The 25,453-nt window shown below is 47.5% G+C and carries 25 protein-coding genes; 15 read left to right on the forward strand and 10 right to left on the reverse strand.

The features are described 5' to 3' along the window. The 4 genes from PRUTH_RS09040 to PRUTH_RS09055 form a co-directional block, all read right to left on the reverse strand. Positions 1-1,344, reverse strand: coding sequence for a Na(+)-translocating NADH-quinone reductase subunit A (locus PRUTH_RS09040; RefSeq protein WP_045980538.1), 1,344 nt, complete (start codon positions 1,342-1,344; stop codon positions 1-3). Between the two features lie 409 nt (positions 1,345-1,753). Then, positions 1,754-2,944, reverse strand: a complete 1,191-nt coding sequence (gene fabV / locus PRUTH_RS09045) for an enoyl-ACP reductase FabV (protein ID WP_045980501.1) — start codon at positions 2,942-2,944, stop codon at positions 1,754-1,756. Positions 2,945-3,024: 80 nt separating this feature from the next. After that, positions 3,025-3,336, reverse strand: a complete 312-nt coding sequence (locus PRUTH_RS09050; RefSeq protein ID WP_130148443.1) for a BolA family protein — start codon at positions 3,334-3,336, stop codon at positions 3,025-3,027. 35 nt (positions 3,337-3,371) lie between these two features. Beyond that, positions 3,372-3,983 (reverse strand): alpha-ketoglutarate-dependent dioxygenase AlkB family protein, encoded by a 612-nt coding sequence (locus PRUTH_RS09055; protein WP_235419385.1) that lies wholly within the window; start codon positions 3,981-3,983, stop codon positions 3,372-3,374. Positions 3,984-4,042: 59 nt separating this feature from the next. On the opposite strand from PRUTH_RS09055, the gene PRUTH_RS09060 reads away from it, so the two are divergent. From PRUTH_RS09060 to PRUTH_RS09075, 4 genes are all read left to right on the forward strand, one after another. Continuing rightward, positions 4,043-5,167, forward strand: coding sequence for a methyltransferase (locus tag PRUTH_RS09060; RefSeq protein WP_151173112.1), 1,125 nt, complete (start codon positions 4,043-4,045; stop codon positions 5,165-5,167). Positions 5,168-5,175: 8 nt separating this feature from the next. Continuing rightward, positions 5,176-5,751 carry a YajG family lipoprotein gene (locus PRUTH_RS09065; protein ID WP_045980498.1) on the forward strand — a complete coding sequence of 192 codons (576 nt, stop codon included), beginning with the start codon at positions 5,176-5,178 and terminating at the stop codon, positions 5,749-5,751. Beyond that, positions 5,748-6,383 carry a peptidylprolyl isomerase gene (locus PRUTH_RS09070; RefSeq protein WP_022944579.1) on the forward strand — a complete coding sequence of 212 codons (636 nt, stop codon included), beginning with the start codon at positions 5,748-5,750 and terminating at the stop codon, positions 6,381-6,383. Before PRUTH_RS09065 ends, PRUTH_RS09070 begins: the two co-directional genes overlap by 4 nt. A 62-nt stretch (positions 6,384-6,445) precedes the next feature. After that, positions 6,446-7,852: an AmpG family muropeptide MFS transporter gene (locus PRUTH_RS09075; RefSeq protein WP_151173113.1), complete on the forward strand. Its 1,407-nt coding sequence runs from the start codon at positions 6,446-6,448 to the stop codon at positions 7,850-7,852. A 57-nt stretch (positions 7,853-7,909) separates the two neighbouring features. On the opposite strand, the gene PRUTH_RS09080 is transcribed toward PRUTH_RS09075, so the two are convergent. After that, on the reverse strand, positions 7,910-8,152 hold the full coding sequence (locus PRUTH_RS09080; protein ID WP_022944581.1) for a helix-turn-helix domain-containing protein: 243 nt from the start codon (positions 8,150-8,152) through the stop codon (positions 7,910-7,912). A gap of 303 nt (positions 8,153-8,455) precedes the next feature. Here PRUTH_RS09080 and PRUTH_RS19305 point away from each other — a divergent pair, with 303 nt between their 5' ends. After that, the gene (locus PRUTH_RS19305) at positions 8,456-8,638 is read left to right on the forward strand and encodes a hypothetical protein (RefSeq protein WP_151173114.1); all 183 of its coding nucleotides are present in this window, start codon (positions 8,456-8,458) and stop codon (positions 8,636-8,638) included. 63 nt (positions 8,639-8,701) lie between these two features. On the opposite strand, the gene erpA is transcribed toward PRUTH_RS19305, so the two are convergent. Further along, the gene (gene erpA, locus PRUTH_RS09090; RefSeq protein WP_022944582.1) at positions 8,702-9,040 is read right to left on the reverse strand and encodes an iron-sulfur cluster insertion protein ErpA; all 339 of its coding nucleotides are present in this window, start codon (positions 9,038-9,040) and stop codon (positions 8,702-8,704) included. Between the two features lie 217 nt (positions 9,041-9,257). Here erpA and PRUTH_RS09095 point away from each other — a divergent pair, with 217 nt between their 5' ends. The 4 genes from PRUTH_RS09095 to hemL all read left to right on the forward strand — a co-directional run bounded on the left by PRUTH_RS09095 (position 9,258) and on the right by hemL (position 13,953). Then, positions 9,258-10,940, forward strand: a complete 1,683-nt coding sequence (locus PRUTH_RS09095; RefSeq protein ID WP_151173115.1) for a chloride channel protein — start codon at positions 9,258-9,260, stop codon at positions 10,938-10,940. A 12-nt stretch (positions 10,941-10,952) separates the two neighbouring features. Beyond that, complete coding sequence (locus PRUTH_RS09100; RefSeq protein ID WP_022944584.1) at positions 10,953-11,387, forward strand: CopD family protein; 435 nt, start codon at positions 10,953-10,955, stop codon at positions 11,385-11,387. A gap of 126 nt (positions 11,388-11,513) precedes the next feature. After that, complete coding sequence (locus PRUTH_RS09105; RefSeq protein ID WP_053910567.1) at positions 11,514-12,530, forward strand: aspartate carbamoyltransferase; 1,017 nt, start codon at positions 11,514-11,516, stop codon at positions 12,528-12,530. A gap of 142 nt (positions 12,531-12,672) precedes the next feature. Beyond that, positions 12,673-13,953 carry a glutamate-1-semialdehyde 2,1-aminomutase gene (gene hemL / locus PRUTH_RS09110; RefSeq protein WP_151173116.1) on the forward strand — a complete coding sequence of 427 codons (1,281 nt, stop codon included), beginning with the start codon at positions 12,673-12,675 and terminating at the stop codon, positions 13,951-13,953. 86 nt (positions 13,954-14,039) lie between these two features. Here hemL and mrcB read toward each other — a convergent pair whose 3' ends face one another. From mrcB to PRUTH_RS09130, 4 genes are all read right to left on the reverse strand, one after another. Continuing rightward, the gene (gene mrcB, locus PRUTH_RS09115) at positions 14,040-16,250 is read right to left on the reverse strand and encodes a penicillin-binding protein 1B (protein ID WP_257220916.1); all 2,211 of its coding nucleotides are present in this window, start codon (positions 16,248-16,250) and stop codon (positions 14,040-14,042) included. A gap of 287 nt (positions 16,251-16,537) precedes the next feature. Further along, positions 16,538-17,767 (reverse strand): ammonium transporter AmtB, encoded by a 1,230-nt coding sequence (locus tag PRUTH_RS09120; protein ID WP_151173118.1) that lies wholly within the window; start codon positions 17,765-17,767, stop codon positions 16,538-16,540. Positions 17,768-17,778: 11 nt separating this feature from the next. Next, complete coding sequence (locus PRUTH_RS09125) at positions 17,779-18,117, reverse strand: P-II family nitrogen regulator (protein ID WP_022944590.1); 339 nt, start codon at positions 18,115-18,117, stop codon at positions 17,779-17,781. 181 nt (positions 18,118-18,298) lie between these two features. Next, positions 18,299-19,540, reverse strand: a complete 1,242-nt coding sequence (locus PRUTH_RS09130; RefSeq protein ID WP_045980492.1) for a GGDEF domain-containing response regulator — start codon at positions 19,538-19,540, stop codon at positions 18,299-18,301. 134 nt (positions 19,541-19,674) lie between these two features. Between PRUTH_RS09130 and PRUTH_RS09135 the strand changes: the two genes are divergently transcribed. The 6 genes from PRUTH_RS09135 to serA all read left to right on the forward strand — a co-directional run bounded on the left by PRUTH_RS09135 (position 19,675) and on the right by serA (position 25,382). Beyond that, a complete protein-coding gene (locus tag PRUTH_RS09135) occupies positions 19,675-20,553 on the forward strand; it encodes a dTDP-4-dehydrorhamnose reductase family protein (RefSeq protein ID WP_170268924.1) in 879 nt (292 codons plus the stop codon). Between the two features lie 60 nt (positions 20,554-20,613). Continuing rightward, positions 20,614-22,152 (forward strand): S10 family peptidase, encoded by a 1,539-nt coding sequence (locus tag PRUTH_RS09140; RefSeq protein WP_138588445.1) that lies wholly within the window; start codon positions 20,614-20,616, stop codon positions 22,150-22,152. A 120-nt stretch (positions 22,153-22,272) separates the two neighbouring features. After that, complete coding sequence (locus PRUTH_RS09145; RefSeq protein ID WP_138509906.1) at positions 22,273-22,824, forward strand: hypothetical protein; 552 nt, start codon at positions 22,273-22,275, stop codon at positions 22,822-22,824. A gap of 3 nt (positions 22,825-22,827) precedes the next feature. Further along, positions 22,828-23,439: a 5-formyltetrahydrofolate cyclo-ligase gene (locus tag PRUTH_RS09150; protein WP_130148457.1), complete on the forward strand. Its 612-nt coding sequence runs from the start codon at positions 22,828-22,830 to the stop codon at positions 23,437-23,439. 46 nt (positions 23,440-23,485) lie between these two features. Further along, positions 23,486-24,139, forward strand: coding sequence for a ribose-5-phosphate isomerase RpiA (rpiA, locus tag PRUTH_RS09155; protein ID WP_138588443.1), 654 nt, complete (start codon positions 23,486-23,488; stop codon positions 24,137-24,139). Between the two features lie 13 nt (positions 24,140-24,152). Then, positions 24,153-25,382 (forward strand): phosphoglycerate dehydrogenase, encoded by a 1,230-nt coding sequence (gene serA / locus PRUTH_RS09160; protein ID WP_151173120.1) that lies wholly within the window; start codon positions 24,153-24,155, stop codon positions 25,380-25,382. Positions 25,383-25,453 lie beyond the last annotated feature (71 nt).

Below are 25,453 nucleotides of genomic sequence, written 5' to 3' on the forward strand. Positions count from 1 at the left end.
TTAGCCTTCCTTCTCGATTGTTGTCAGGCAGTCACGAAGGATAGAACCGTATTCGTATTTACCTGGACAAACGAAGGTACACAACGCTAAATCTTCTTCGTCTAGCTCCAACGCGCCGAGTGAAATTGCCCCATCTAGGTCACGCGAGATTAAATCGCGCAGTAATAAGGTAGGCAAAATATCAAGCGGCATCACGCGCTCATAGTTACCGATTGGTACCATCGCACGTTTTGAACCACCGGTTGATGTGGTCATGTTGAACAAACGGCTTGGCGCTAAGTGGCCTAAGAAGGTACGCGTTACAGAGAACTTGTTGCTGCCTGGAGCAATCCAGCCGAACAACTCTTTCTCACGACCCTCTAGCAGCACCGACACTTGCGTGTGATAACGGCCAAGGAACGCATGTGGACCCGTTGCATTGGTACCAGAAAGTACTGAGCCTGAAATGATACGGTTGTCACCGTCTTCCAGTTCACCAGACACTAACTCATCCAAAGCAGCACCGATCTGTGTTTTCACCAAACGTGGGTTCTTAACACGTGGGCCGGCTAAAGAAATCACACGCGGAGTGTAAATTTCACCACTTAGGAAAAGGTGACCGTAAGCGATCACATCTTGGTAGCCCAAGTGCCATACCTGCTTCGATGCAGACACTGCATCTAGGTGATGAATGTGAGTACCAACAAGACCTGCAGGGTGCTTACCGCCAAACTCATGAACTTCTACAGAAGCCACAGAAGAGCTAGGCACTTGAGCACCGGCTTGTTTACACACAAACACTTTGCCTTCTGTAAGACGAGAGACAACCGCTAAACCAGCTTCAAATGCTTCCGCATTCTCAGCAATAATTACAGCTGGATCAGCTGCAAGCGGATTAGTGTCCATCGCTGTTACAAAGATAGAGCTAGGTTTGGCATCAACAGCGGGTACTTTGCTGAATGGGCGGGTGCGAAGCGCAGTCCATTGACCTGAGTTAACTAACTGGTCAACCACCTTTTGGCGGTCAAGGTTAGCGAGCTCACCCTGGTCGAACTTTGCAAAGGTTTCCTGCTCGTTGCCATCGATTTCGATCACAACAGATTGCAGCACACGTTTTGCACCACGATTGATTTCTTTAACTACCCCGGCGGCCGGTGCAGTGTAGATAACGCCAGGATTCTTTTTGTCTTCAAAAAGAACTTGGCCTTTTTTCACTTGGTCATCCACACGAACTCGCATGGTAGGACGCATGCCGATATATTCTTCACCTAGCACGGCTACTCGTTTGACGGGTTGACCGTCGTGAATAACTTGCTGAGGTGCGCCCTCTATCGGTAGATCCAGACCTTTTTTTATGTTGATCATACGCACTTGCATTACATTAACGGAAAGAAACTTAAAATCTTACCAACCACGCTGCTAAGTTGGCCGAGTTGAGTGATGGCCGCGTAAAAGGCGGTTCGCTTATTGCTCGGTGCGCACTTACGCACTTGTGCAAGCAAAAGTCGTCCACACGATTAATACAAACGGTATAAAAGAGCACCCATTTCGGTTAGTGAGCAAAGCAACGCAGTGAACTTGTCACATATCTGCCGAATTTTAACATCAATCACGGCGACTATGCGAGTTAAAAAGTAAAAATTATCTAAGCAATCCGAGCTAAAATTAGTGAATAAACTTCAATATAGACCAAAGTCTTAATTTCACAGCCTGAGATTGTAAAAACACAAAAAAGCCAGTCTATTGACTGGCTTTCTATGTAAAACAGCGATACTTAAACGAGATTGTTGATTTCAACCTCAGGGTTAACATCACTTTCGTAGTCAACACCGTCTAAATCAAAACCGAACAGGTGTAAAAACTCACGATGATAACCAACATAATCGGTTAGCTCGTCAATACTGTCGGTATCCACCTGATCCCAAATATGCTGCACTCGTTGCTGCACATCGTCTTCAAGCTCTTTGTAGTTCTGGAATAAATGACCGCCTTCGTCAAAGCGCGGCGTTTCGCCGTACAGGTTCTCTTTAAACAACGCGGTAATTTGCTCGATAGTCCCCTCATAGGTGCCATCTTCTTTCATCACTTTGAACAGCGCAGAGATATACAAAGGCATAATCGGTATTGCCGAGCTGGCTTGCGTGACCACTGCATTAAGAGAGCTCACATAAGCCTCACCGGAGATATCAGCGGTAGATGCTTTAATTTCCTGAACGGCACGGTCCAAGTCTTCTTTGGCTTTGCCTATTGTGGCGTGACCGTAAATCGGCCAGGTCAGCTCTTTACCAATGTAGGTGTAAGCGGTGGTTTTAAAGTTATCGGCAAGCACGCCCGCTTCATTTAAAGCATCAATCCACAGCTGCCAATCTTCACCACCCATGACTTTCACGGTATTGGCAATTTCTTCATCACTGGCAGCCTCAACGCTTACTTCATCAATAATACGCTTTGAAGTATTGAGGTTCTTGGTGGTCACGCCTTCACCGATAGGCTTGAGTGTGGAAGAGAAGGTTTCACCGGTTTTTGGATCGGTACGACGCGGCGAAGCAAGGGAATAGATAACTAAATCAATTTTGCCCAATTCATTTTTAATAACATCAATCGTCTTTTCTTTGATTTCATCAGAAAAGGCATCACCATTGATATTTTTTGCCCACAAGCCCGCTTCATCGGCTGCATTTTGAAAAGCAGCGGTGTTGTACCATCCCGCAGAACCTGTTTTCTTTTCTGTACCTGGCTTTTCGAAAAACACGCCCAATGTTTTGGCGCCATGACCAAAGGCTGAAACAATACGTGAAGCCAAGCCATAGCCGGTTGACGAGCCAATGACCAGGACGTTTTTAGGGCCCTGCCCTAAATCACCTTGGCGTTTTACGTAATCTATTTGTTGTTGTACGTGCGCTGCACAGCCCGCAGGATGAGCGTTAGTGCAGATAAAACCACGAATTTTAGGCTTAATGACCATGATAAAATTCCATATCGTTGCCGAAAAATTTAGCGCTAGTGTAACGACTAAAGCCCATTACACAGGTCTGATGACTTTACTTAATCGAATTTGGAGCCACCTAAACAATTAGGAGACTGCGGAGCTTGCCCCTGCCGCTCACTGAACTCTTCAGGTGTGTAAGCATGAATCGCAAGGGCATGAATGTGTTCGCGCAACTCATCGGCCAACACCTCATTAATCGCGCGGTGGCGCTGTAATAAGCGTTGGCCGCTGAATTGCTCACTGACCACAGTGACTTTGAAATGAGAATCTTCACCTCGGGCGTGCATATGGCTTTCGTTTTCCACATGTAAATGCTTGCACGCAATGGCAGCAGCGAGTTTTTGCTCTATCTGAGTTTGCATAGACATAAATTACTGACTCGTCAGCGTAAACTGGAGCATTACTATAACAAAGAAGCGTCAATGTGGCGAAACGTTAAGTTAATGCGCCCTTGGGTCACTTTACGCTGCTTCGGTAGACTGTGCTCGAAGTGTTGCTGGCTTTGGCCTTTCATGATCAGCAAACTACCGTGACGCAAAGGCACATCTGTCACCACCCGCGAGTGCTTATGGCGTAATTTGAACTTACGCAGCGCTCCTAAGGATAACGATGCAATGGTCGGCTGCGCTCCAAGCTCAGGTTCATCGTCAGCATGCCACCCCATACTATCGAGACCGTTGCGATAATAATTAACCAGTACCGCATTAAATTTGCACCCTAGCTGATTATTAAGGCGCTCCCGCATGCGCGCCAAAGGTTCAGGCCAGGGCATAGGCGAAAACACTTGCTTCGAGTATTCATACGCGCTGTCGGGATCGCCGATATAGGCCTGTAAACGAGGTATAGGATGCCATTTACCGAAAACGTGTATGCTTGGCTGTTGCCAAGCCAAATTATCACGCAAATAATGATAGAGCTGGGTGGCCTTATCAGCACTCAGCGCCTGCAGCTGATAGTGAAACATGTCTGCTGGTAGCTCATCGGGCAACAGGTTGCCGGTATCAGTGTTAAACACCTTCGAATTCCCATCCATCGTGGTAAACTAGCGCTACTATCCGTTACACATTGACCGTTATGATAACATCCGCCCTACTCGGTGGCACCCACTACACTCTACACCGCTTTCCTCTGGAGCAAAAAAACCGTAGCCTACAGGCGTGGGATGCCGCCGACGAGTACTTAATTGATTATGTCAAAGAGCATCATCCCAGTGAAAAAAAGCTGCTTATATTAAATGACGACTTTGGTGCCCTCGCCTGCGCTTTGCATCAATTTGATATTAGTGCGCTCAGTGACTCGTACGTGGCCCACCAAGCTTGGCATTATAACCTGGCGCAAAACGCCTTAGATGAAAGTAATTTCACTGCACTTAGCAGCATGGATAAACTGGGCGACTATGATTTAGTCATCGGCAGAATTCCTAAAAACAGTGGCTACCTGCAACATCAACTGGCCCAGTTATCACAGACATTAAGCCCAAACACGCCGGTGATCTTGGGGGGCAAAACTAAAGCTGTTCATACCTCAACAATAAATCTCGTATCGCGCTACATAGGCCCAGCAAGCACCACCTTGGCGGTGAAAAAAGCGCGACTTATCACCGCCTCTATGCACAATAAAGCGCAACAAAGCCCTTTTCCTAAGAGTTGGTCGCTCGAAGGCACTCCTTACACCCTGCATAATCACGCTAATGTATTTTCCCGCGATTCATTGGATATTGGCGCTCGCTTTTTCAGCAACTACCTACCGCAGTCCAAAAAAGCGCTGCGCATTGTAGATTTGGGTTGTGGCAATGGCGTCATTGGTCTACTTACTTTGGCTCAATGCCCACAAGCACACCTTACTTTCGTTGATGAATCATGCATGGCAGTGGCCTCGGCACGACTTAATGTTGAACAAAACCTTGAACATGATTTGCACCGTTGCCAATTTGTGCAGTCAGATTGTTTAACAGGGTTTGCCGCTGCCAGCCAAGACCTGATCTTATGTAACCCGCCGTTTCATCAACAAAACGCGATTACCGACCATATTGCTTGGCAAATGTTTAATGACGCGAAAAAAGTATTGCGCCCCGGCGGCGAGCTTCGTATCGTAGGCAACCGACATTTACAATACCATGAGAAACTTAACCGTTTATTCGGTGGTCATAAGCTGCTGGGTTCGAATAAAAAGTTCGTCGTGTTAAGTGCAAAAAAATAGGTAGGATCATGAGCAACACAGTTATTCGTCTTTTTCTCTTGAGCGCCGCACTGGTTACTGTGAGCGGGTGCGCTAACCGCGCAGCCGAGGCTATTCTTGACCCACAATACCAAGGCGGTCAATATCATCAATTTAATCAAACAGTATCACTGCAAGTGAATGACCAGCGTGCCAATAAAGCCACTGTGATAGTGAGCGATGGCGAGCATTCACAACAGCAGCTCACTCAAGGGCTTGATAGCAAACTCACGCGGGTGTTTGAGCAAGGTTTACAACGCAATGGGGCTCAGGTCAGCGCCATGGGAGCCACCCATATCCGTATTGCTATTCATGATTTACACGCTCATGTTGAACAAAACACCGTCGATCATAACAGTACTGCGAAGATTGCCCTACAAGTGTTCGTGCAGCGTAATGGTAGTCAATTCAATAAAATGTATAATGGCCAAAGCCAGTTCAGCGGTCCATTTGGTTATGATCAAGCCAAAGTAGAAGCGCAGCTTAATAAGCAGATTGAGCAACTGGTAATTCGTATAATGAACGACCCTGAACTGAATAATTACATGCAAAAGGGAGCATCATGAACACTCGTTTTCTTGGCACACTTACCGCCGTATTCCTTACTTTTTTTATCAGCCTGCCCACACTCGCGGCTGTACAAGGTCAATTTGTGCAAAAGGACAACCTCTTCCCACGAGTAGAATTCGCCACCAGTGAAGGAAAGATTGTTGTTGAGCTGGACCGCTCACGAGCACCAATTACGGTCAATAATTTCCTGACATACGTGCAAGACGGCAGTTATAAAGGGTCGGTGTTTCATCGGGTTGAACGCGACGAAGAAAACGACCGCGACTTTGTCATCCAAGGGGGTGGCTACGACAAGAATTATGACGGTCTGCATGAGAATGACCCTATTTTTAATGAAAGCGGCAGCGGCCTGGAAAACGATATGTATACCATTGCCATGGCTTACCAAGACCGCAAGCCGCATTCTGCAACGCGTCAGTTTTTCTTCAACATGGATAATAATGACCACCTAAATCCAGGCAGTGATTGGGGTTTTGCGGTGTTTGGCTCCGTCGTAGAGGGGTTTGAAACTTTAGATAAAATCATGCGTGTCGAGACCGACTACCAAGAGAAAATAGGCTATTCCTACGTTCCTAAACAACCGGTTATCATTTTCAATATTAAAGTACTCGAAGCGCAACCTTATTAGTTTTCAGCTGTGGGCGGTCGTCACCGCCCGTATCCTCCCAAGATCTCAAGTAAGCCGTCATCATGAGCCATAACCCCGTATCACTTCAGACTTTTTTCAATTACTTTCGTGATCGCCGCTTACTCACTATTTTTATTTTTGGCATCAGCAGCGGCTTTCCTTGGGTGTTGATCGGCTCGGTGATGAGTGCGTGGCTTAAAGATGAGGGCTTAAGCCGCAGTATGATTGGCTTATTTGGCATGGTGTTTGGTGCCTACTCTATTAACTTCCTGTGGTCACCTTTGGTTGATCGGGTCAAAATTCCTTATGTGACTGCCTGGCTTGGGCAACGCCGAAGTTGGTTGCTTTGCTGTCAGTGCGTGATATTACTGGGCACGCTGGCTATGGCTTTTGTTGATATAGGCGCACAGCTGTATCTAGTGGCGCTGCTTGCCCTGGTAATTGCCACTGCTTCTGCCACTCAAGATATTGCAATTGATGCTTATCGTATTGATATTTTGGATGAAAATGAAAGTGAAAAGATGTCGGCAGCGGCGGCAATGGCAACCTGTGGTTGGTGGACAGGTTATGCTCTACTCGGTGCCATGCCTTTTTTCGCCGCTGATATCCCCGGCATTGATTGGCCAGATGTCTACCTCGCATTGGCGCTGATAGTTGCCGCTCTCATTGCCTATGTGTTTGTTGCTAACGAACCACTGTCAAACCGTGAGCATATTCATGAACAGTTGGAACATCAGTATCAGCAAAAGTTACAACAACATTCTAACGCTCTTCCGTTAGTATTGAAAAAAACCTTGGCTTGGTTAGGAGTCACCATCATCGAGCCGCTACGCAGCTTTTTTGCTAAAAATGGCGTGAAAACCGCTATTGCTCTGCTAGCGTTTATTTTCTTATTCAAAATTGGTGAGGCATTTTTAGCGCGAATGTCCATCGTTTTCTACAAAGAAGTGGGCTTTAGCAATTCCGATATAGCCACCTTTTCGAAACTCGGTACGGCGGTACTAACGATTATTTTCGCGTTCCTAGGGAGTTTATTCAATGCCCGCTTTGGTATTGTAAAAGGGCTATTTATCAGTGGCGTGGCAATGGCTGCGTCGAATTTAATGTTTTCTTGGATAGCCGTTGCTGGCCCTAAGCTGCATTTATATGCGTTGGCCATCATTTTAGACGGTTTTACTCAAGCTTGGTCACTGGTTGCTATGGTTGCGTTTATTTCCATGCTGTGCGATCGCGCTTTCAGCGCTACGCACTACGCGCTGCTGGCTTCATTGGGCAACCTGGGGCGCACTTTGCTCTCTGGATACAGTGGTGTGGTGGTTGATGATTGGCTTCACGGCGACTGGTCCACGCTCTTTATACTGACTGCACTTATGGTGCTGCCATCACTACTATTTTTATATCTAATTAGAAAACGGTTATACCAGCTTGAACAACAGTATCATGCACGTTCAGCGAAGGTTAAAGAATAATTGGTAGGGTATAGGAAGAAGAACCTAGAGCCCTTCCTGGGCTCTGGTTTATCGGTATTACGCTTGTTCTTGAAGTAGTGATAGACCTTCATAAGGGTCAACTTCAAGGGCGTCGCAATAACGCATGAACTCAATAACATCTAAACGACGTTCTTGGTTTTCTATTTTACCGATAAAAGAGTGCGGCGTGCCCAAAACTTGAGCCAAGCTGCGCATAGTGTGGCCTTTTTCATGGCGTTTGTCTTTTAGCCACTTTGTTAGTCTTCCGTTTTCTTCGGAAGAAACGGTTTTACCCATCATAATTACATCTCCTACTAGATGAATTGCTATACATATCACGGTTGATAAATAGGATTGAATGAAATTTGCCCGTCTCATTCACGCGGTATTAAACCACATGTCCTATTTTAGGTATAGTTTATATACAAAAATTTACCTAATTCCGGCGCGAGAATTTTCACTGCAATTTTCGCAATGAATCACGCACTAGAGTTTAACAAGATATTAATTAATTTCACTCATAAAATCGATAGTTTATTTTTACCTTTAGCGTTAGGTACTTATAAGCTAATATGAAGGAAAATAGGGAATTTAGGGGAAAAAATGCTCAGATTGCTCTTTATCTTGCCAATTCTTTTGTGTTTATTGTGGTGGCTTTTTCTCCATTACAACGGAATACCGCTAAAACAAGGTCGTAAAGGGTTTGTGTATATTGTTGCTTTCTCCACCTTAGTTTTAGGTTTCTTCACCTTGATGCTATTTGTCACCAATACTCCACTAGAATAACGTTCAACCACAAAAAATGCCGCGAATGCGGCATTTTTTTCGATTTCTGATTCAACCTAATGCTTACACGCTAAAGCTAGCACCACAGCCACAGGTTGTAGTGGCATTCGGGTTATTCACAAAAAAGCGTGACCCCTCAAGCCCTTCGGTATAATCGACTTCACCGTCAACTAGGTATTGAATACTCATTGGGTCGACCACTAAGGTGACACCATTTTTTTCTATCTGCATGTCGCCTGGATTGGCCTGCTCCGCAAACGTGAAGCCATACTGAAAGCCTGAACAGCCGCCACCAGTGACATAAACGCGCAGCATCAAGGAAGGATTCTCTTCCTCTTCAATAAGCTGCTTTACACGCGCAGCAGCGGCATCACTGAATTTAATTGGTAATTGCTCGGACATACTATTTCTCTCACTGCTCATTTACTGCGAATTATCTAATACCCGACTAAGTTAATCAAGTATTGCCGCGCGAAAGCATCATAACATGACTTAAGTGCGACACCAGTGCAGCCTGCAACCATTGCTCTGACAAAGTGTGACGTTAAACAAGGATTTATATATAAACCTTTGGTAGACTTAAGCGCACTCCATAGTCATTAAGAACAAAGGAATAGGTATGCAACTAGAGGCGCTAAGACGACGCCTTGCTCGCCCTAAAACCTCAATCCAGCTTTGCCTTCTCGGTATTGCCGCAGGTTTGATTGCAGCGGGATTAATTATTCTATTTCGTTTGACTATTGTGTTAGTACAAAACATCTTTCTAGATAATTTTGATGACTTTACCACCTTATCGGCATTAGAACGGTTTTTACTGCCTGTTGGCACAGCCTGTATTATCGCACTGTTTGCCTACCTTACTGGCTTTAAGCACTACCGCCTTGGTATTCCCTTTGTTATTCACCGTATGAAAATACACTACGGACAAATGCCTTTTTATAACACAGTAAACCAGTTCTTTGGCGGTGCTCTAGCATTGATTAGTGGTTTTTCGGTAGGTCGTGAAGGCCCCTCCGTTCATATGGGCGCAACAGGCGCAAGCATGCTTGCTAACCAGCTCCACCTGCCCTATAACGCCATGCGGACACTCAGCGGTTGTGGCGTAGCCGCAGGGATTGCAGCCTCCTTTAACACCCCTTTGGCAGCGGTAATTTTCGTTATGGAAGTGGTGCTACGTGAATACAAAGTGCATATCTTTGTTCCTATTATGCTCGCCGCCGTTACCGGGGCTTTAGCCACTCAGTTCGTTTTTGGTGATGACATAGAGTTAGCGCTGATCAGCGTTACTCCACTGAGCTTTTGGCATTATCCCTACTTAGTCATCTGCGGCATGACCTTAGGCGCCATCGCCTATGCCTTTAACAAAAACCTGATGCTCATTATTCGCACCTTTAAACCCTTATCAATGCTGCCACGATTGATTATTGCTGGCATTATTGCCGGGGGCATCGGTTACCTGGTGCCGCAAGCAATGGGCTCGGGAATGAGCGCCATTACTATCGCTACTCATTCACCGGATAATGTACAACTGCTGCTGACCATATTAATCGCTAAACTACTGGCGACATTGTTTGCCATCGGCTTAGGTATACCTGGCGGCCTGATTGGCCCGGTTATTGGTTTGGGAGTTATTATGGGCACCTTAATGTCATTTTTCGCCCACCTTGTTGCCCCGGGCACCGACGTTGCTGGCACTTATGGCGTATTAGGCATGGCCGGATTACTTGCCGCAACTCTGCATGCGCCACTGGCATCGCTGACAGCGGTGATGGAGCTCACTTCCAGTCCGCAAATTATTGTTCCAGCAATGTTAGTAATTGTGACCGCTTACGTCACCGCCTTACAAGTGTTTGGCAACCGCTCTATTTTCCTACAGCAACTCGACTTTCAGGGGCTGACCTACCAAGTATCTCCAGCCACGGAGGCACTGCAAAAAGTCGGTATCATGGCAGAGATGAATGAGGACTTTAAGCTGCTATACGCCGAGGACAAAGAGCAAATCAAAGAGTCTTTGGATAATCTCGACGGACAAACGCCGCTGATTGTTTATGATGAAGAAAATGGTTACCGACTCGCGGAATATGATCTTAATTTAATGTCTGAGGAAAATATCAATATCCGCTACGTTACGCTCGAAGGGGTGAGCTCACAGGCCACCCTATCGGATGCCTTCGATGTGCTCAAAGACAAGCGCAGCGGCGCCGTGTATGTGTATGATATGCACGATCACAAAGAAATTCTGGGAATTATGCGCTGGGATCAAATCCGCCACATTCTCACTATTCGTAATGCCTTACTCTAACTGGGAAGTACAATGTCACTGATTTTGGTATATAAAGCTCTACACCTATTTTTCATGGTTGCCTGGTTCGCTGGTATTTTTTATTTACCACGCTTGTTTGTTTATCACGCGCTCAACGAAGAGAAATCATGCAGCTCTATGCTAAAAGTTATGGAGCGCCGGTTACTCCTGTTCGTTACCCCGTTTGCGATTTTAACTGCGGTGTTTGGGGTACTGATGATCGTCGAGTATGGCCGCGAGTGGTTTCGCGCTAGCATGTGGCTGCACTACAAACTCACTTTAGTGCTTATTTTGTACGCCTATCATGGCTACTGTTTTAAACTATTAAGTGATTTTAAACACGACAAAAACACCCGTAGTGATCGGTTTTATCGTATTTTCAATGAACTTCCCGTGTTAGTACTGCTGGCAATCATCTTTTTGGCAGTATTAAAGCCGGCACTCTAAAAATTAGAAAAAATCTGCTATAGTGCGCCTCCAAACGCGGTGGCGTACTTGCGGCTTACACTCGATGGCGGTGTTAGCCCCAACGTACCCTCATACTGTCTCACTTTATTGTTTGGGAAGACCTCCATGCTACGCTTCTTAGGTGAAAACATTCTGTCTGTAAATCAACTTGATAGAGAAAGTATCGAGCATATATTTGCAGTGGCTAAACGGATGGAACCTTATGCCAAAAAACAAAAACGCACAAAAGTGCTCGAAGGGGCGATTCTTGCGAATCTATTTTTTGAGCCTAGCACCCGTACACGGGTCAGCTTTGGCACCGCCTTTAACTTGCTAGGCGGATTAGTGCGCGAGACAACAGGCATGCAAAGCTCCGCTTTGGCCAAAGGGGAATCCCTCTACGATACCGCACGCGTCATTTCTGCTTATGCCGATGCTGTCGCCATGCGCCACCCCGATGCCGGCTCCGTGGCCGAGTTTGCCACCGGCTGTAGCGTCCCTGTACTTAATGGCGGTGATGGCCCCAACGAGCATCCCACTCAAGCACTACTCGACTTGTTAACCATCGACCGCGAGTTAAACCGTTTTGGCCAAAAAATTGATGGCATGCATATCGCTCTAGTCGGCGACCTAAAATATGGTCGTACCGTGCATTCGTTATCCAAGTTGCTATGTCATTATAAAGACGTGCGCTTTACCATGGTTGCCCCGGATGGCTTGCAAATGCCACAAACCATTCTAGACAGCGTCAGCGATGCCGGCCACCACATTGTCCTCGCCGATAAAATGGAAGGTAATCTGGCCGCTGATATCGTCTACCAAACTCGCATTCAAGAAGAGCGCTTTCCAAGCCAAGAAGAAGCCAATAAATACCGTGGTGGTTTTCGTATTTCCCAGTCCATCTACAACGCCCATTGCAAGCCCAGTTCAGTGCTGATGCACCCGTTGCCACGTGATAGTCGCAGCGATGCCAATGAATTAGATAATGATTTAAATGCCAATGATAATTTAGCGATTTTCCGCCAAGTTCAAAATGGTGTGTTAATTCGTATGGCGTTATTTGCATTAACCCTTGGGGTCGAGAACCAAGTAGAAAAGTATGAAACCACAGTACCGTGGTTCAGCCGTAAACGTGAAGACTAAAACCGACGTGTATGCATATCGCTGAGGGGTCCTGCCCCGTCTGGATACGCAGTTAAACTTACACAGGCTCAGATTCGTACACATGCCAAGTGAGCTGCTACACACTTAAAAGGTCAACTGACCCGAATTTATAGGAAGCATTATGAGCAAAAGCCAAGACTTATATTCCCGCGCCCAAGCCTCTATTCCCGGTGGCGTTAACTCTCCCGTACGTGCTTTCAATGGTGTAGGTGGTACGCCATTGTTTATCACTCATGCCGAAGGTGCATACACCTATGATGCCGATGGCAAAAAATACATCGACTACGTGGGCTCTTGGGGACCGATGATTTTAGGCCACAACCACCCTGAAATTAAGCAAGCAGTACATCAAGCGGTAGAGCGCGGCTTGAGCTATGGCGCACCTACCGAAGCCGAAATTGATATGGCTGAGAAGGTAAAAGAATTAGTACCTTCCATTGATTCGGTGCGCATGGTTAACTCTGGTACAGAAGCCACCATGAGCGCGATTCGTTTGGCGCGTGGTTACACCGGTCGCGATAAGATTCTAAAGTTTGAAGGCTGCTATCACGGCCACGCTGACTCTTTGCTGGTTAAAGCAGGCTCTGGGGCATTAACCATGGGAGTGCCAAACTCACCAGGGATCCCAGAAGATTTTGCCAAACACACCCTCACTGTGTCGTTCAATAACCTTGACGAAGTGAAGGCTATTTTTGCCGAGTATCCACAAGACATCGCCTGTATTATTATCGAGCCGGTGGCTGGCAATATGAATTGCATTCCACCACAACCTGGCTTTCTAGAGGGCCTGCGTGAAATTTGCGATGAACACGGCAGTGTGCTGATCTTCGATGAAGTAATGACCGGCTTTCGCGTTGCACTAGGCGGTGCTCAAGCTTATTACAATATTACCCCTGACCTGACCTGTTTAGGTAAAGTGATCGGCGGCGGCATGCCGGTGGGCGCTTTTGGCGGTAAACAAGCAATTATGGACTATATCGCGCCAGTTGGGCCTGTTTATCAAGCCGGTACTCTCTCTGGGAACCCCATCGCCATGGCTGCTGGCTTAAAAGCCTTGCAGCTGCTCAGCGAGCCAGGTTTACATGAGCAGCTGGAAGCGAAGAGTAAGGCGCTGTGTAGCGGTTTCCAAGCGGCCGCTGACAAAGCAGGGATCGCCCTAACAACTAACTATGCAGGCGGTATGTTTGGCTTTTTCTTTACCGACGCCGAGCAGGTAAGCAGCTACCAGCAAGCTACCGAATGTGACCTTGAGCGTTTTAAGCGCTTTTTCCACCTAATGCTAGAAGAGGGGGTGTACCTCGCTCCATCAGCGTTTGAGGCTGGGTTTGTATGCGCCGCTCATGGCGATGAGCAAATAGCAGCAACGATTGCCGCCGCTGAGCGTGCATTTGCAAAGCTATAAGGCGGTAAAGCCATAAACCCATGGTTCATTAGCTGACAAAAAGCCGCCCTTGAGGCGGCTTTTTAATGCATATCGATTAACGGCTGTTACTGCCGACACGGAGGGCGTGGATTAAACTCGCGCTCGCGCACTGGTAGCTGGATAACCTTGCCACAACCAGGAGGCGCTTGCTCACCGGTGGCCTCGTTAACGAAAGCCCAACGAATACCTTTGGGGCGAGTATCGGCGATAGATTGAGGGTTGAGCTGACGCAGATAACGAATATAGAGTTCCAATGCTCCCACCGAACCGGTTAATCCGGTACTTTGGTTGTCATCTCGGCCCACCCAAGCCACAGTGACGGTACTTTGGTCAAACCCAGCGTACCAGCTATCACGTAAGTTGTTACTGGTGCCTGTTTTGCCAGCCAATTGAATCGTTGGGAAGTGTTTATTTAAACGCTTACCCGTGCCATCTTTAGTCACCCGTTTCATACCATATTTGGTCATGTACATCGCATCTTTAGCAAAACGTTGCTGCGGGGAAAACTGATGGCGATACAGCACCCGGCCACTGTTATCAGTCAATGCCGAAATACTGCTTAGCTGGCCATAAGCGCCATCATTCGCCAATGTGGTGTACATTTGCGCCACTTCAAAGCTCGATAGCTCCAATGCACCCAACAGCAGCGATGGATATTGATTGATACGCGACTGCACACCCAACCCCTGTAAAGTATTGGCAACCTTGTCCACACCCACGTCTAGCCCCAAATTGACCGCTGGAATATTAATACTTTGGCTAAAGGCACGGTATAAAGGCAACATCCCTCGGTGTTGATGATCGAAGTTGTCAGGTTGCCAAACCTCACCCTGCTCGTCAGTCACCTCCAGTGGTCTGTCATCCAACAAAGTCCCTAAGTTATATTGTGGTAACTGCAAGGCTGTTAAATACACCGCAGGTTTCACCAAAGAGCCGATATTGCGCTTAGTATCCAGTACCCGGTTAAAACCGGAATAACGGACATCGCGTCCAGCAACCAAGGCAGATACGCCCCCTACTTCACGATTGACTGACAGCATCGCCGCTTCCAGCTGCTGTGTTTTCGGACGTCGCTCTAAATAGGGGAGCGACTTTTCAATTGACGCTTCCATCGCTTCTTGCTTTTGTAAATCAAGGTACGTAAATACCCGCACTCCAGCATCCAATGTGGCTTTATTGGGAAGTAACTCTTTGAGCTCACGATTAACCAGCTCTAAATAGCCTGGGTAGGTTTTATTGATATCACGACGCATCGCGACGATATCCAGAGGCCGTTTTAGGGCCCGACGATATTCGTTGGTTGTTAGCAAACCATTTTCGGCCATTAACCGCAGCACTAAGTCGCGTCGCTCCATGGCGCGCTCTTCATAGCGTCGCGGATTATAGTACGACGGCCCCTTCACCAAGGCGACCAGTAGCGCAATTTGGTCAAACTCCAGCTCATCAACGGGCTTGGAAAAGTAAAACTCCGATGCCAACCCCATACCATGCACGCCTTTAGTATATGACTGACCTAGGTAAACCTCATTAAGGTAGGCCTCGAGTATGGCATCTTTGGAATAGCGGTAATCCAAGATCAGCGCGATTAACGCCTCGTTGATCTTGCGCACTAAAGTGCGCTCTCGCGATAAGTAAAAGTTCTTCGCAAGCTGCTGTGTTAACGTACTGCCGCCTTGTACCGTGCGCCCAGCTCGAATATTGGCATACAAAGCGCGCATAATTGACCAAAGCGAGACGCCGTGATGCTGATAAAAGTCTTGATCCTCCACCACCAGCAAGGTCTCTTTTAATAATGATGGGAACTTATCTAGGGGCAAAAATTCTCGGTCTTGGGTTTTGTCATTGCCGATACGGGCAATTTGCACCGGCTCCAGTCGCGCACGCTCTAAGCGCTGGCCTATATTGTTTTGTACGCTGGCTAAGCGGTCACCTTTAAAACGCAGCTCAATAATATGAGCTTGCTCTGCGCCATCGGCAAACTCAAAAGCACGGCGATAAATGCGTAATCGAGTTCGACTTTGTTCGTATTGCCCAGTATGAGCAAGCTTAGTCACTTGCGTGTAGTTTAGGCGTTGCAGCTCCCACTCTACTTCCTCAAGAGATAGGTATTGCCCAGGATAAAAGTTCATTGCCCGCGCGTACACCTGCGCAGGTAACTGCCACTTATTGCCCTCAAACTGCCTGGTTACCTTGGCATCGAGATAAATCATGTACAAAGCCACACTAATGAATGTGACTAAAGCCAGCTTCCAGGCAATGGAAAATAACCGCTTCATAACCCGCTTAAAGGTTGATGATGGCTGCTTAGAGGCTGCTTTTTTGGAATTGGACTTCTTTTTGCTGGGAGATTTTTTCGACGCCATGTATGTGCAAATGCTAGCTAGGGTGAAATTGTTGAGAAGCTTAGCATACTCGTGATTGAAATTAACCGCCCACGAGCATGCCAAGCAGGGTGCGAGTGAACTCTAGCGTGGTAAAACTTAACTGTGACTGACTTATACAGCAGCAAATAAGCATAAAAAACGCCAGCACAGGGGCTGGCGTTCTATGGGAATGGGTGAGCTTAACTAGAACGTACAGACACGAACTCCGGATAAGCATCAATACCGCAATCGTGCTGATCCATACCGTTGAGCTCTTCTTCCTCGCCGACACGGATGCCGATGGTTCTCTTCAAAATCGCCCAAACAATAAATGACGCTACGAACATGAAGCCAAAGATACACAATAAACCAATTAACTGTGTAGCATAGCTGGCGTCAGCATTAGACAAGGGCACTAACATTAAGCCAATAGCACCGCACACCCCATGCACCGAGATAGCACCCACCGGGTCATCAATACGCGCCTTATCCAAAGCGACAATGCTAAAGACAACGGCAATGCCCCCTATCGCGCCAAGCAAAATAGCCAACAAGGGTGAAGGTGACGCCGGCTCGGCGGTGATCACCACTAGCCCAGCAAGAGCACCATTTAACACCATCGTTAAATCGGCTTTACCCCAATAAGTTTTGCACACAAGTAAGGAAGCCACGGCACCGGCTGCTGCGGCTGCGTTGGTGTTGAGCATGATTTTACCCACTGCGGTGGCATTCTCAGCATCGCTAATAAATAACTGGGAACCGCCATTGAAACCAAACCAGCCCATCCACAAAATAAAGGTGCCCAGTGTTGCCAGTGGCAAGTTAGAACCAGGAATGGGGTAAATTTCACCATTTTTACCGTATTTACCTCGGCGCGCACCGAGCAGTAACACACCGGCCAACGCTGCTGATGCACCCGCGCCGTGCACAATGCCTGAGCCGGCAAAATCAATAAAGCCCATTTCCGATAAAAAGCCTCCACCCCATGTCCAGTAGCCTTCAAGTGGGTATAGCACGCCAGTGAGAGCAACACAGAAGATTAAGAACGCCCACAGCTTCATACGCTCTGCAACAGCGCCAGAGACAATTGACATGGCGGTGGCAACAAAGACAACTTGGAAGAAAAAGTCAGACTCTAGCGCATGATCGGCATCACTGGCTTGGGTGCCTATCAAGGCTCCAAAGCTAGGTATAAAGCCGCCCTCAGCGTTATCCACGTACATGATGTTATACCCAATCAGCAAGTACATGGTGCAAGCGATAGCATACAAAGCGATGTTTTTCGTTAGGATCTCGGTGGTGTTTTTAGAGCGCACGAGCCCTGCTTCGAGCATAGCAAAGCCTGCTGCCATCCACATCACCAGCACCCCGGAGATTAAAAAGTAAAAGGTATTGAGTGAAAACTGTAATTCTACAACCGTATTTTCCATGATGGCTCCCCTTAAATCGCTTCTTCGTCGAGCTCACCCGTACGGATGCGCACAATTTGGTCAAGGTCATAAACGAAAATCTTACCGTCGCCAATTTTGCCAGTGGAGGCCACCTGGGTAATGAGTTCAACCACTCTGTCGACGTTGTCGCTTAAGGTTGCGATTTCGATTTTAATTTTGGGAATAAAGTCCACCTGGTATTCGGCGCCGCGATAGAGTTCGGTGTGTCCGCGTTGCCGGCCAAAGCCTTTAACATCAACCACAGTCATCCCCTCTATACCCAGCTCCGCCAAGGCTTCGCGTACTTCATCAAGTTTGAATGGCTTGATGATGGCGCTGATCATTTTCATACGGCCCCCTTAGGCAATATTCATTATTATTGTCTAAGGACCAATCCAACCTTTATGCCAGTTTAAATTCCCTTTATTTAACAGCGTATTAACTTATCTAAGCATAAAAAAACGCACCATTGTGGTGCGTTTATCAGTCGCTCTGGCCAAAGTTGTGCGTTAACTCATCACAGCGATGATGTTATTCACACACCAGCTGACATTTACCTTGCGCCTTGGCGCGATAAAGGGCTTTATCAGCAGCACTTAAGCAGGCATCAAAGTCATGATGATTCATCGCTGCTAAGCCAATGCTAACACTCAGTGTATGCGTGCTATCGGCTAATTCAATTGGCTCATCGCGCAGCGAGTCGTTTACATTTTCCAGCTGCTGCTGCAATTGCGCACTGTCGTGGCAATGTGCCAACACGGCGAACTCTTCGCCACCAAAACGCGCAACAATGTGCTCATCAAGGTGCTGCTGTAGTCGCTGGGCAAGCTGTCGAAGCGCGCTGTCTCCGGCTTGGTGACCATACTGATCGTTGATCTGTTTGAAGTTATCGGCGTCGATAAGCGCCACCGTGACAGCGTGTTTATCTTTTGCAAATAAGCGCCGACCATGCTCTTGTAAATAGCGACGATTAAACATGCCGGTGAGGTAATCACGCTCTGCCGTGGCTTTAATTTGTTCGATTAAATGCAGCTGCTCTACCGTTTGCAGCACGCGACAATGAAATTCTTCATTCATGAACGGCTTGGTCAAAAAGTCATTGGCGCCGTATTTGATAAACTTAGCCGATAAACCATTGTTGCCCGCCCCGGAAATACCAATAATGGCCAAATCATCACGGCCTCGGTGGTTACGCACCGCTCGTACTAATTCGAAGCCGTCCATTTTCGGCATAGCATAATCACATAGCAGCAGCTTGATACTGGTGTCTTCACGCAATATCGCCAGCGCTTGTTCACCGTCTTCAGCCTCAATAACATGATAAAGCTGGCGTTGTAGTAACTGCTTAAGTACTTGTCGGCTTAATTGCGAATCATCAGCCACCAGCACTGGTAGACCTTTATTACGCAGTAGCTGCGTTAATAGACGCACGGCATAAAGGTAGGAGTCACGGTTATCTTTAATAACATAATCAACCACGCCGAGTTCCAGCATCTGTTGGCGCTGAGACTCGTCCATACTCGAGGTTAAAATGACTGAAGCGACATTATGTTCAATCGTAAGGCGTGCAGCATCGCCACTGGCACAGTCTGGCAAGGTCATGTCAACCAACGCCAAATCATATGTGTGCTGCTCAAGTAGCTCTTGGGCTTGCTCATAATTCCAAGCAAAATCAACGTGCTTAATAAATTCACGGGCAAATTTTTGCGTTAGCAAATGGCGCAATACTTGCTGCACAACTTTACTATCTTCAACAATCAATACTCGGGCCATCGCCAACTCCAAGGTGAATATCTTTCATTAAGCGGACCAAATTTAACCACACTTTGGCATTAAAGGACATCTTTGACTTTATAAACTTGTGTCGCTAGGGTGAGTTCCACCAATAGATGACCTTCGTTTTTATTATGTCTACTATCATGCTATCCGGCGCAACCGGGTTACTCGGCCGTGCGCTTTATCAGCGTCTTGCGCCGCATCACCAAGTGATTGGGTTAGGTTTTTCCCGTGCTCAGCCACCACTTGTTAAAGTCGACCTGACCGATGCCGAGGCATTGTCCGCGCTTTTTTCAAAGCATCGCCCCGAGGTGTTTATTCATGCAGCCGCTGAGCGCAACCCAGACCAATTTGATACCGACCCGCAACGCAGCATACAACTGAACTGCGAGGTTACCGAACATATCGCCCAGTTATGCACCGAGTACCAATGCCGACTCATCTTTATTAGTACTGATTACGTATTTGATGGCCAGCACCCGCCCTATGAAGAAGGCGCTGCCGTCAACCCACTGAACCTCTATGGTGAATCCAAAGCGCGCAGTGAAACACTATTACAAGCAAACTACCCCGACGCAGCCATCGTTCGTATCCCGGTACTTTACGGTGAAGTTTCTCACTTAAAAGAATCGGCTGTGACCACCATTGCGGCACAACTAAAAGCCGGACAACGGCAGTTTGATGATGAGGCGCAGCGCTTGCCAACGGATGTTAACGATATTGCTGATGTGCTCAGTAATGCGCTGCATATGATGAACAACGACCTAAGCGGTATATTCCATATCAGCGCCAGCGAAAAGCTCACTAAGCTGACAATGGCCCGAGCCATGGCACCGCTATTACATATAGACCCCAACAGTCTCAGTGCTGCCAGTGTGGATAGCAGCGCTGCACCACGGCCCAAGGATTGTCAATTGCGTGATACTCGACTGGCGCCGATGGGGCTGGCCATTGATAGTGATTTTCGTGCTCGTATCGCCACAGTGATTGCTCCCCACTTGTCGCATTAACTTGTACTTGTCACTTTGAACTCCTTTAATGGAGAAAACTACAGGAACTAAGGGTGAATCATGTTCGCAACACAATTAAAGGCATTGAGCCTAACTCTTGCAGTGGCACTTTCGCCACTGGCTGTAGCCGAGGTCGATCAGCACGACGCCTCGCAGCACAGCCGCCAAATTGATATCGATAGTAAAGTTATTACCGAGCACAAAGCGCGCATCAATGGCGATCGCTTATCGTACACCGCCGAGACGGGCACACAGCCGGTGTGGGACGACCAAGGCCATGCTGTGGCCACACTGCACTACACATACTATAAGCGTGATGGTGTTGATGATGACACCCAGCGTCCGCTGCTTATTTCATTCAATGGTGGGCCTGGCTCGGCATCGGTTTGGATGCACCTAGCTTATACCGGTCCCAAGGTATTAAAAATTGATGACGAGGGTTACCCAGTCCAACCCTACGGTGTTAAAGAAAACCCCTACTCGGTGCTAGATGTAGCGGATATTGTCTATGTGAACCCAGTCAATACCGGGTACTCTCGCGTACTGCCGGACGCTGATGGCAAAATGCCTAGCCGCGACAAGCAAAAGGACATGTTCTTTGGCGTTAACGCCGATATTCAATATTTAGCTGAGTGGCTCAATACCTTTGTACACCGTCACAATCGCTGGCGCTCGCCCAAATTCCTAATTGGTGAAAGCTATGGCACCACCCGGGTGTCCGGTTTGGCGTTAGAATTACAAAACAGCCAATGGATGTACCTCAACGGTGTGGTGCTGGTATCGCCCACTGAGATCGGTATCAAACGCGAAGGCCCGGTGGAAGCCGCTAATCGCCTGCCCTACTTCGCTGCCACAGCGTGGTATCATAAGGCGCTAGATGAGCAGTACCAAAACATGGACCTCGAGCCGTTTTTAAGCGAAGTAGAAACTTTCACTGTCAATGAGCTGATCCCAGCATTGGCCAAAGGGGGCTTTATCTCTGACGATGAAAAACGTCGCATTGTTGCACAAATGGCCCGCTATGCAGGCGTCTCTGAAACTTATATTGAGCGCAACAACCTCGATGTGCCCACCATGTCTTTTTGGAAAGAGCTATTGCGTGAGCGCGGGCAAACAGTAGGACGTTTGGACTCGCGTTATTTAGGTATTGATAAGCGTGATACTGGCGAGCGTCCAGATTACTGGGCGGAACTGACTTCTTGGTTGCACTCGTTCACACCCGCTATCAACTACTACCTTAGTGAAGAGCTAAATTACAAAACCGATGTGAAATACAACATGTTTGGCTCGGTGCACCCTTGGGATCGTAGCAATAACAACACTGGTGAAAACCTACGCTTGGCGATGGCACAAAACCCCTACCTCAATGTGCTAATCCAATCAGGCTACTACGATGGTGCGACCAACTATTTTGATGCCAAGTACACGATGTGGCAGCTAGACCCAAGCGGTAAAATGAAAGAGCGCTTGAGCTTTAAAGGTTACCGCAGTGGCCATATGATGTATTTACGCCGAGCTGATTTAGAAAGCTCAAACAACGATTTGCGCGAGTTTATTTTGAACGCTCTGCCAGAACAAGGAGCAGCGGCTAAATACTAAGCCGGGTACTCACTGTATCGATTAAAGCCCACCCAATGGTGGGCTTTTTCTTTTTAAAAAAAAGGATTTATACTCACAACTACACAATCGTTGTAGCTGTATCAGCACAGCAGGATATCTATGAGTGAACAATATAGGTTAGTATTCGCCAGCCTCGATGAGGGTCTTGAGCAAACCGAAGTCGCACATGCGTTGCAGCAGAAACTCAAACTGTCACCCAAGCAGGCGCAAGCGTTTTTTACTGGGCGTAGTATCTTTGCTCCCAGTGATAAAGCCAAAGCATTAAAACAGGCTAAGGTGTTGGCTTCGCTGGGCATTCGTACACGATTGCAAAGCATGCAAAGTACGGCCAATGGGACCGCGAATACGGCATCGGCCGCGGCTAGAGACGAGCAAATTTTGGCGGCGCTTGATTATATTACCAGTAGCCTTATTCGCCTTGAGGAACGTCTTGATGATATGGATAACCGCCTCAATGATCAGCTGCAGCAAAATTCTAGCAATGAAGTGAATGATGATTTTGCCGTTGATCTCAGCCTCGACGAGGAGCTCGAGCTGGCGCCTCAGCCAAGTCGCAAACGTTGGCCTTTATTTACCTTAATCGCGCTGATTGTGCTTCTGCTTGGTGTGCTCGCGCTGGCTTTCATCTACCCCGAATTACTGACTTTTTAAGCTATGAGTGCGAATCAGTTTAATCAGCAACGTATTGACATCCGCAAGAAGATGCGGGAAATGAGAAAAAGCTTATCCACTTCTGAACAAAAACGTGCCGCCGATGACCTCATTATTAATTTTCTTCAAGTAGCAAAAGTTACTGAAGGGACCCAAGTAGGCGGGTACTTGGCGAACGATGGAGAACCCAGCCTATCTCCCATATTTGAAGACTTGTGGGCTAAACAAGCAGTGCCAAACCTGCCCATTATTCACCCCTTTTCAAAGACTCATTTGCTCTTTCAGAGGTATGAAGAAAATTCACCCATGAGCACAAACCGCTATGGTATCTTGGAGCCCAAGTTGAATTGCAGTCATGTGTGTCCGGTTGCGCAGTTAGATTATATTCTCACGCCACTGGTTGCATTTGATAGTCAAGGCAATCGGTTGGGTATGGGTGGCGGATATTATGACCGCACATTAGCACAAATCCCCGCCGATCGAAGTCAGCGCCCTCTGCTCATAGGCATTGCCCATCAATGCCAAGAAGTGGCGCAACTACCGATCGCGAGTTGGGATGTGCCACTTGATTATATTGTGACACCGAAGACAATTTATCGCCCCGGTGCACAGTGATACACTAACCGAAACCCTTTGCTATTAACTCTTTAATGAGCACACCATGACTCAAGATGAAATGAAAAAAGCGGCTGCTTGGGCAGCGCTAGACTATGTAAAAAGCGACACGATTGTTGGTGTTGGCACCGGTTCTACTGTGAATCACTTTATTGATGCACTGGCGTCGATAAAAGACACGATTCGTGGCGCCGTTTCCAGCTCTGAAGCCTCAACACAACGGTTAAAAGCGTTGGGAATAGAGGTATTTGAGCTCAATGATGTCAGTAGCCTCGATATTTATGTTGATGGCGCCGATGAGATCAACGCCAACAATGAAATGATCAAAGGCGGCGGTGCGGCATTGACTCGTGAGAAGATTGTCGCGGCTGTGGCCAAGCGCTTTGTGTGTATCGTTGATGAGAGCAAAATCGTCGATACCTTAGGTGAGTTTCCACTGCCAGTGGAAGTGATCCCGATGGCGCGCAGCTATGTCGCCCGTGAAATTGTTAAACTCGGGGGCGACCCAGTTTATCGCCAAGGTGTCACCACCGATAACGGCAATGTCATTTTGGACGTGCATAATTTACATATTGTTGATGCCAAGTCGCTTGAGCAGACATTAAATCAAGTCGTCGGTGTTGTAACCAACGGCCTATTTGCCCATCGTGGTGCCGATGTTGTTGTCGTTGGTACTGCGCAGGGGCCTACTACACGTTAGAGGAATGAGGAACATGAGTAAGGTATCGTTAGCAAAAGACAAAATTAAAATTCTCTTGCTAGAGGGCGTACACCAAAGTGCGGTGGAAACGCTAAAACGCAACGGTTACAGCAATATCGATTACGTTAAAACCTCGCTACCTGAAAGTGAACTTATAGAGCGCATTAGCGACGTGCACTTCGTTGGCTTGCGCTCACGTACACAACTCACAGAAAAGGTCTTAGATGCAGCGCAAAAGCTGGTCGCTGTCGGTTGCTTCTGTATTGGTACTAACCAAGTTGACCTCGACGCCGCGAAGCGCCGGGGGATTGCGGTCTTCAACGCGCCATTTTCCAATACTCGCTCGGTCGCCGAATTAGTGCTGGGTGAGATTTTATTGTTACTGCGCGGTATTCCTAAGCGCAATGCGATGGCTCACCGAGGCCAGTGGCTGAAATCAGCAGAAGGCTCTTTCGAGGCCCGAGGCAAAACATTGGGTATCATAGGCTATGGCCACATCGGTACTCAGTTGGGTATTATGGCTGAGAACATTGGCATGCAAGTGCGGTATTACGATATCGAAGATAAGTTATCCTTAGGTAATGCCCAGCAAGTAGAAAATCTCACTAAACTACTGCAGCAGTCGGATGTAGTCAGTTTACACGTGCCGGAAACCCCGCAAACAAAGAACCTCATCGGCACCGCTGAGTTGGCGGTCATGAAAAAAGGCAGTATCTTGATTAACGCCTCACGCGGCACCGTTGTCGATATTGATGCCCTTGCCGAGGCACTTGAAGAGCACAGCCTATCTGGCGCGGCTATCGATGTGTTCCCTGTTGAACCGAAATCAAACGATGAAGAATTTGTCTCGCCACTGCGCCAATTCGACAACGTTATTTTAACCCCCCATGTTGGCGGCTCCACGCAAGAGGCGCAAGAAAGTATTGGTGTGGAAGTAGCCGGTAAGCTCGCTAAATATTCCGACAACGGCTCAACAATGACAGCCGTCAATTTCCCTGAAGTCGCCCTGCCAGAACTGGCGAATCGCAGTCGCCTGTTGCACATTCACCAAAACCGCCCTGGTGTGTTGACACAAATTAACCAAGCGTTTGCACAGCATGGTATTAATATAGCTGCGCAGTACCTGCAAACCGATGACAACATAGGTTATGTCGTTATTGATGTGGATAGCGACCACTCCGAAGTGGCATTGAAAGAACTCAGTGCCGTGGACGGCACCATACGTGCGCGAATTTTGCACTAAATGGTTTGTATAGGTAGACTAAAAAGCACAGCTTCGGCTGTGCTTTTTTGATCAACAATAACCAATAGGGA

It is taken from the genome of Pseudoalteromonas ruthenica (assembly GCF_008808095.1).
GTDB classification, from domain to species: Bacteria; Pseudomonadota; Gammaproteobacteria; order Enterobacterales; family Alteromonadaceae; genus Pseudoalteromonas; species Pseudoalteromonas ruthenica.

Bases quoted from the DNA above. Each gene is read 5' to 3' on its own strand.
- PRUTH_RS09040 (WP_045980538.1), bottom strand. From the start codon at position 1,344: ATGATCAACATAAAAAAAGGTCTGGATCTACCGATAGAGGGCGCACCT.
- fabV (WP_045980501.1), bottom strand. From the start codon at position 2,944: ATGGTCATTAAGCCTAAAATTCGTGGTTTTATCTGCACTAACGCTCAT.
- PRUTH_RS09050 (WP_130148443.1), bottom strand. From the start codon at position 3,336: ATGTCTATGCAAACTCAGATAGAGCAAAAACTCGCTGCTGCCATTGCG.
- PRUTH_RS09060 (WP_151173112.1), top strand. From the start codon at position 4,043: ATGATAACATCCGCCCTACTCGGTGGCACCCACTACACTCTACACCGC.
- PRUTH_RS09065 (WP_045980498.1), top strand. From the start codon at position 5,176: ATGAGCAACACAGTTATTCGTCTTTTTCTCTTGAGCGCCGCACTGGTT.
- PRUTH_RS09070 (WP_022944579.1), top strand. From the start codon at position 5,748: ATGAACACTCGTTTTCTTGGCACACTTACCGCCGTATTCCTTACTTTT.
- PRUTH_RS09075 (WP_151173113.1), top strand. From the start codon at position 6,446: ATGAGCCATAACCCCGTATCACTTCAGACTTTTTTCAATTACTTTCGT.
- PRUTH_RS09080 (WP_022944581.1), bottom strand. From the start codon at position 8,152: ATGATGGGTAAAACCGTTTCTTCCGAAGAAAACGGAAGACTAACAAAG.
- PRUTH_RS19305 (WP_151173114.1), top strand. From the start codon at position 8,456: ATGCTCAGATTGCTCTTTATCTTGCCAATTCTTTTGTGTTTATTGTGG.
- erpA (WP_022944582.1), bottom strand. From the start codon at position 9,040: ATGTCCGAGCAATTACCAATTAAATTCAGTGATGCCGCTGCTGCGCGT.
- PRUTH_RS09095 (WP_151173115.1), top strand. From the start codon at position 9,258: ATGCAACTAGAGGCGCTAAGACGACGCCTTGCTCGCCCTAAAACCTCA.
- PRUTH_RS09100 (WP_022944584.1), top strand. From the start codon at position 10,953: ATGTCACTGATTTTGGTATATAAAGCTCTACACCTATTTTTCATGGTT.
- PRUTH_RS09105 (WP_053910567.1), top strand. From the start codon at position 11,514: ATGCTACGCTTCTTAGGTGAAAACATTCTGTCTGTAAATCAACTTGAT.
- hemL (WP_151173116.1), top strand. From the start codon at position 12,673: ATGAGCAAAAGCCAAGACTTATATTCCCGCGCCCAAGCCTCTATTCCC.
- mrcB (WP_257220916.1), bottom strand. From the start codon at position 16,250: ATGAAGCGGTTATTTTCCATTGCCTGGAAGCTGGCTTTAGTCACATTC.
- PRUTH_RS09120 (WP_151173118.1), bottom strand. From the start codon at position 17,767: ATGGAAAATACGGTTGTAGAATTACAGTTTTCACTCAATACCTTTTAC.
- PRUTH_RS09125 (WP_022944590.1), bottom strand. From the start codon at position 18,117: ATGAAAATGATCAGCGCCATCATCAAGCCATTCAAACTTGATGAAGTA.
- PRUTH_RS09130 (WP_045980492.1), bottom strand. From the start codon at position 19,540: ATGGCCCGAGTATTGATTGTTGAAGATAGTAAAGTTGTGCAGCAAGTA.
- PRUTH_RS09135 (WP_170268924.1), top strand. From the start codon at position 19,675: ATGTCTACTATCATGCTATCCGGCGCAACCGGGTTACTCGGCCGTGCG.
- PRUTH_RS09140 (WP_138588445.1), top strand. From the start codon at position 20,614: ATGTTCGCAACACAATTAAAGGCATTGAGCCTAACTCTTGCAGTGGCA.
- PRUTH_RS09145 (WP_138509906.1), top strand. From the start codon at position 22,273: ATGAGTGAACAATATAGGTTAGTATTCGCCAGCCTCGATGAGGGTCTT.
- PRUTH_RS09150 (WP_130148457.1), top strand. From the start codon at position 22,828: ATGAGTGCGAATCAGTTTAATCAGCAACGTATTGACATCCGCAAGAAG.
- rpiA (WP_138588443.1), top strand. From the start codon at position 23,486: ATGACTCAAGATGAAATGAAAAAAGCGGCTGCTTGGGCAGCGCTAGAC.
- serA (WP_151173120.1), top strand. From the start codon at position 24,153: ATGAGTAAGGTATCGTTAGCAAAAGACAAAATTAAAATTCTCTTGCTA.